Genomic DNA, 5,601 nt, shown 5'->3' with positions numbered 1-5,601 from the left:
CCAGCTCGGCCACGGCGGCTTCGTCGCGCACGTTTTTGGTAAAGCGGGGGCCTTCGCCTTGGGCAAAACTCAGGCCCAGGCCCATGGCATCGGGCACGGTGAGGATGTCGGAAAACAAGATGGCGGCATCAAGTGCATAACGCTCGAGGGGCTGCAGGGTGACCTCGGTGGCGTAGTCGACGTTGGTGGCCAGGCCCATGAAGCTGCCGGCTTTGGCGCGGGTGGCGCAGTACTCGGGCAGGTAGCGCCCGGCTTGGCGCATGAGCCAGACGGGGGTGTGGTCGGTGGCTTGGCGCAGGCAGGCGCGCAAGAAGCTGTCATTTTGGAGGGGTGCAAAAGAAGTGCTCATGCCCGCCATTGTCGCAGGCTGCAAGGCCGCTGCACTGTCCATCCGGCGTCAAACAGGGGCGTGAATGGCGAGCGACCTGAGCACTGCACTTGCGGTGGTGTTCAACGCCCAGTGTTCAGGGCCTGCAGCGACTTTTGCACCTCGGCCACACTGGGCAATTCGGACAACAGCACGGGCGCACGGCCCGGTGCGTACAAGGCGTACACCGGCACGCCGCTGCGACCCAAGGCCGAAAGTGCCTGGGTGATGGCCGGGTCGCGGCGGGTCCAGTCGGCCCGCATCAGCACCACTTGGCGGCTTGCAAAGTCTGCCAGCAGCGTGGCATCGGCGAAGGTGGTTTTTTTGTTGAATTGGCAGGTCACGCACCAAGCGGCGGTGAAGTCCACGAACACTGGGCGACCTGCGCTCAGTTGCGTCTGCACGTCAGCCTCTGACCAGGCTTGCCAAAGGGGCCGGTCGGCAGCGTTTTTTTCGCTGGCGCTGCTGGCTGTTGCCGATGAGGGGGCATCACGCAAAGCCAAAGGCAGCCAGCTGCTGCCGAGCCACAGCAAAGTGGCCAGGGCCAGGCCGCTCATGACCCAGCGCGTGCGGCCTGTCAGGCCCAGCGCCCAGACCAGCCACGCCACGGTGAGTAACAAGGCCAGCAGACCGCTGGCCCCATCAATGCCGGTTTGCTGGCCCAGCACCCACAGCAGCCAGATAACGGTGGCAAACATCGGGAAGGCCATGGCTTGGCGAAAAGTCAGCATCCAGGCCCCAGGGCGCGGCAGGGCGCGGGCGATGCCAGGCCACCAGCTGGCCGCCAAATAGGGCAAGGCCATGCCCACGCCCATGGCGGCAAACACCGTGAGCGCTTGCCACACGGGCAGCGCAATCGCCAAGCCCAGCGATGCGCCCATGAAGGGCGCTGTGCACGGCGAAGCCACGGCCACGGCCAGCACACCCGACAAACCGGCGTTCACGGTCGGGTGGCGGCTTTGCAATGAAGCGAGGCGGCTGGGCAGCATCTGCCCAAACTCGAAAACGCCTGCCAAGTTGAGGCCCAGCACGGTGAACAACAGCGCCAGAGCCGCCACCACTGGCGGTGACTGCAGCTGAAAGCCCCATCCAAGCTGTTCGCCAGCGGCCCGCAAGGCCAGCATCAGGCCGCCCAGCAACATGAACGACAGCACCACACCCACGGTGTAGGCCATCCCGGCAGCGCGGTGTTGGGCTTGAGTCGCATTCGCCTTGGCAAAGCCCAGCACCTTGATGGCCAACACCGGAAACACGCAGGGCATCAGGTTGAGCAAAAAGCCGCCCACCAGCGCCCCCAAAATGGCCAGCGTCAGGCCCAAGGCGGTGGTGTTGGTTGCCGCTGGTTTTTGCGCAGCGCGTGCGTTCTCGGCCAGCGCCTTGGCCAGAGCGGGCGAGATCTCGACAGGGGCGGCTTGAGTCAGTGCAGGCCAAGTGCCTTGCACGGGCGTTTCAAGCTCAAAAGCAGGGGCTTGGGGTGCAGACTCCGGCCCCGCCGCGATCACCCAGCGCATGGTTTGAGGGCTGTCGCCGCGTTCTTCAGAGACCGGAATTTGGGCCTGCCAGACCGCGCCTTGCCAGTTTTGCGTCCAGTCTTTGTCCTGCACGGCCGCGTTGTGCACCACGCTGGCGGTGACTGGGAAAGCGCTGAGCGTCTGGCCTCGCCAACTGGCGGGCAGGCCGTGCACGCGCAGGCTCAGTTGCTGGCCATCGTCCGACAACGTGGTCTGGCCGCCGGTGATCCAAGTGCCGCTTTGCTTGAGCTGCGGCATCGTCTGGGGGCTGAGTTTTTGGGTCGCTTCGAAGCTTGCCGCGTGCGGCGTTTGCGGCGCGGCAGAGGCCAGGTTCAGGCTCATGCGGCCTTCTTGCGGAATGCATTCTTGGCGGCACACCAGCCAATCGGCTTGTAATTGGAGGGTCAGTGGCCCAGTGTCCGGGAAGCGGAAGTCAGCCCCCAACGTCACGGGCACCGTCAGCAGCACACGGCCTTCGTAGCCGTAGTTGGCCAAGCTGCCAATCGGGAATTTTTTGGGCAAAGGCCACGCGATCGCGCCGGCTTGCAAGCCGGCAGGCAGCTGCCACTGCAGCTGGGTGGGCAAGCCCGAGTCGCCCGGGTTTTGCCAATAGGTGTGCCAATGGGGCTGGTGCTCGATCTGCAGGCCCATCCAAAAGGTTTGCCCGGCCTGAAGGCCTTGGGGGGCGTGCACTTGCAACTCGGCCCGCACCTGCTCGGTATTGACCACATGGGTGGAACTGCTGAGCAAGGCGTTGGTCGCCGAGGTGCTGGCGGCCGGCTTGGTGGAAAACAGGGCGCCGGTTTGCGCCAGGCTGGCAACGGGAAGGAACAAAAGAGCGCACAAGCCCAGCCCCAGCACCCCACTCTGAACCGTGGCCCAGCCACGCGACAACACGGAAACTTTCACGCCAATCCTTCTTTATGGTCCCGGACACCTGAAGCGGAACCTTCTGCGAAGGCACTGTACACGCACAGACTCCATTAAGATGCCGAACATGCAAAACCCTTCGCGTTTTTGGGCCGACTGGACCACCCTCGATTTTCAGGCCTTGGTGCCAGACCGGACCATCGATCGGGCCATCGCCGTCCTGCCCGTTGCCGCCACTGAGCAGCATGGCCCGCACCTGCCGCTGTCGGTGGACACCGATTTGGTCAATGGCGTGGTGGCGGCTTGCTTGCCGCACTTGCCTTCTGACTTACCGGCTTTGTTTTTGCCCACCCAAACGGTGGGCCTGAGTCCTGAGCACGCGCGTTTTGGGGGTACCTTGACGCTCAAGGCCGAGACCGTGATCCGTTTGTGGACCGACATCGGCGAGTCGGTGGCGGCCAGTGGCGTTAAGAAACTGGTGCTGCTCAACGCCCATGGCGGACAAGTGAGTGTGATGGACATCGTGGCGCGGGATTTGCGGGCACGCTTGGGCATGCTGGTTTTCAGCGTGAGCTGGTTCAATTTGCCGCTGCGCGATGCGCAAGGCGGCGATGTGAGTGCGCTTTTTCCGCCCGAAGAGCACCGCTTTGGTGTGCACGCGGGCGACACCGAAACCTCGATGATGCTGGCGCTGCGGCCCGAATGCGTGTGCATGGATTTGGCGCAAAACTTCCGGTCCACCTCGCAAGACCGCGCTGAACGTTTTGAAATTTTGGGCAACGGCAAAAGCGCCAAGCTGGGTTGGCAAATGCAGGACTACAACCGCCATGGGGCGGCGGGGAATGCCTTGGCCGCAACCGCTGAAAAAGGCCAAGCCTTGCTGAGCGCTTCGGGCCGGGCGCTGGCGCAGTTGCTCGGTGAAATTGACCAATTGCCCCCAGAAACGCTCACCGACGAGGTGGGTTGAGGCCTTGCGGCCCGGTCTTCAAAAGTTGGGCAGCACCAGATCGCAGTGCTCGCGGCTCACGTTTTTGGGGTATTCGCGGGTGGTGTCGATGCAGCCGCCTTGTGCATAGACCCCCTTGGGGTCGCGCATGCGCAGCATGCGGTCCAGCACGTGGGCTCTGGCTTTCGGGTCGGCCTGGGTTTGTGCCACCAGGCGTTCCACCACCGTCTCGTCCATTTGCAACTCGCCCTGGGCGTCGGTGTAGGCGCCGTCTTTCCAGTGGAAAATTTCAATGGCTTTGGATTCGAGGGTGAAGGGCGCGTCCCGCTTCCAGAAGTTGCTGAACAGGCCACCGCCCATGTACATGACCCACGAGCCTTCGTAGCCGGTGACATCGGAGGATCGCTCGTCGGGGTTGCGAAACCACAGCCGGTCGCCCGGGACATAAAAGCGGGCGGGTAAGGGGGCTTCCATGCTGCCGTACTCGATCAGGAACACCTCGTGAAATTGGCCTGAGCGCACCGCGTGGCGTTCGTTCAGTTGCTGCAACTCGGCCAGCAAAGCGGGGTGGTGCGCTTGCAATTCTTGCGCGATGCCCAGCAAGATCACGTATTCGGTGGCGCGGTAGCACGAGAAGTCGTACAGCTTGCCGGTGGCCTCGGGTTGCGTAGCGGCAATCAGGGCGCTGATCAGTGGGCGACCCGGCTTGAGGATGAAACCAGGCTCTTCTTCGTAGTGCCAATCGGCCTCGGGTCGCTCAGCCGCTTCGGTTTTGAAGGCCAGCGCGGTCAATCTGGCGGCCAAGGCCATGTTGCGCCTGACCCGGACATGGGATTTCAAAGCCTCCAGGTTGGCAAACTGGAATCGTTGAGGTGAACCCAAAAGGGCCACCCAGATTTCGCGTTCCAAGGCCCAGGCTTCGTTGGCGTTGTCAGACGGGGCGGTGGTCCCCAAGCTGGTGAGCAAGTTTAGGCTGTTGTGCCCTGGCATGTGGGTTTGCTGGAATTCAGGCCGCAAGCTGGCGATCAGGGCCACTGTGCCGTCTTCAAGGGGCTTACGAAGGGTCTGGACCACCGACTGAAGGCCCCATTCCCACAGGTCCGCGCTCAGTTGTGCTGCCAGGCGATCGGCTTGATCGGCGGGTGTGTGGGTGAGCTCAACGCCGCCTTCCGTCGTCTTAAGCTCGAGCCAAGTGGGCGAACAATTCATCCCGGCTATTTTGCCCTTGGCTTCTGGAGGTTATTCCTAGGGATTACACCCAATTTCCATAAGGAAATTCAGCGTTTCAGGCGAAGGTGACCCAGTCCTTGTGCTCGTCGCTGTCCAGGTGCGGCAAGGTGTTGTAGGTCAGCAGCATGTGCCGCTTGGGGTTGAACACGAATTCGGTCAGCGCCGTGTTGCGGATGCGCAGGTTCAGCTCGATGGTGGTCTCGGGCGGGGTGCCCAGCACGCGGCCCACGGCGGTGGAGATAGGGCCACCACTGGAGACGATCATCACGTCGCCTGAATGGTTTTGCCGCACATGGTCGAGCGCGGCTTCGATTCCGCCCACAAATTCGGCATAGCTGGTCATGCCACGCGGCTGGATGCGCCCCGCCATCCAGGCTTGCAGCGCATCGCGCAGCAGGCGAAAGTGGTGGCGGTAGAGCTCGGGCGTGTCGGGCTTGGCCAGCGGCTCGGGGTGGATGGACTCGATCAGCGCGTGGCTGTCGTATTCGTTCAGGCCCGGCCACACGGCCGGGGTGTGCGGCAGGCCCGCGCCTTCGGCAATGCCTTCCCAGGTTTGGCGGTGGCGCTTCAAGCTGCCCATCATCACGGCCTCGATGGGTTTGTCCTGAAGTTTCGGCCGCAGGTATTCACCCAAGCGCACGGCTTGCTGGCGGCCCAGCGGGCTGAGTTGATCGTAG

5 protein-coding genes are annotated in these 5,601 nt (G+C 63.2%); 1 reads left to right on the top strand and 4 read right to left on the bottom strand.

Annotation, left to right across the window (positions count from 1 at the left end):
- Window positions 1–349, bottom strand: a 349-nt coding sequence (locus tag Q0341_RS01535) for a uroporphyrinogen decarboxylase family protein (protein ID WP_299510078.1), incomplete at its 3' end; no start/stop codon positions are given.
- A 101-nt stretch (window positions 350–450) separates the two neighbouring features.
- Window positions 451–2,787 (bottom strand): thioredoxin family protein, encoded by a 2,337-nt coding sequence (locus Q0341_RS01530; protein WP_366522659.1) that lies wholly within the window; start codon window positions 2,785–2,787, stop codon window positions 451–453.
- 88 nt (window positions 2,788–2,875) lie between these two features.
- Here Q0341_RS01530 and Q0341_RS01525 point away from each other — a divergent pair, with 88 nt between their 5' ends.
- Window positions 2,876–3,715, top strand: a complete 840-nt coding sequence (locus Q0341_RS01525; RefSeq protein WP_299510077.1) for a creatininase family protein — start codon at window positions 2,876–2,878, stop codon at window positions 3,713–3,715.
- An 18-nt stretch (window positions 3,716–3,733) separates the two neighbouring features.
- On the opposite strand, the gene Q0341_RS01520 is transcribed toward Q0341_RS01525, so the two are convergent.
- The gene (locus Q0341_RS01520; RefSeq protein ID WP_299510075.1) at window positions 3,734–4,903 is read right to left on the bottom strand and encodes a hypothetical protein; all 1,170 of its coding nucleotides are present in this window, start codon (window positions 4,901–4,903) and stop codon (window positions 3,734–3,736) included.
- A gap of 76 nt (window positions 4,904–4,979) precedes the next feature.
- Window positions 4,980–5,601, bottom strand: a 622-nt coding sequence (locus Q0341_RS01515; protein WP_299510073.1) for a histidine phosphatase family protein, incomplete at its 5' end; no start/stop codon positions are given.

Origin of the sequence: uncultured Limnohabitans sp., from assembly GCF_937889215.1 — a bacterium.
Classification (GTDB): Bacteria; Pseudomonadota; Gammaproteobacteria; order Burkholderiales; family Burkholderiaceae_C; genus Limnohabitans_A.
The sequence above is the reverse complement of the archived record's forward strand: the minus strand, read 5'-3'. Positions and strand labels throughout refer to the sequence as shown.

What these genes read in the sequence shown, in the direction of transcription:
- Q0341_RS01520 (WP_299510075.1), bottom strand. Translation starts at nt 4,903, where the DNA reads ATGAATTGTTCGCCCACTTGGCTCGAGCTTAAGACGACGGAAGGCGGC.
- Q0341_RS01525 (WP_299510077.1), top strand. Translation starts at nt 2,876, where the DNA reads ATGCAAAACCCTTCGCGTTTTTGGGCCGACTGGACCACCCTCGATTTT.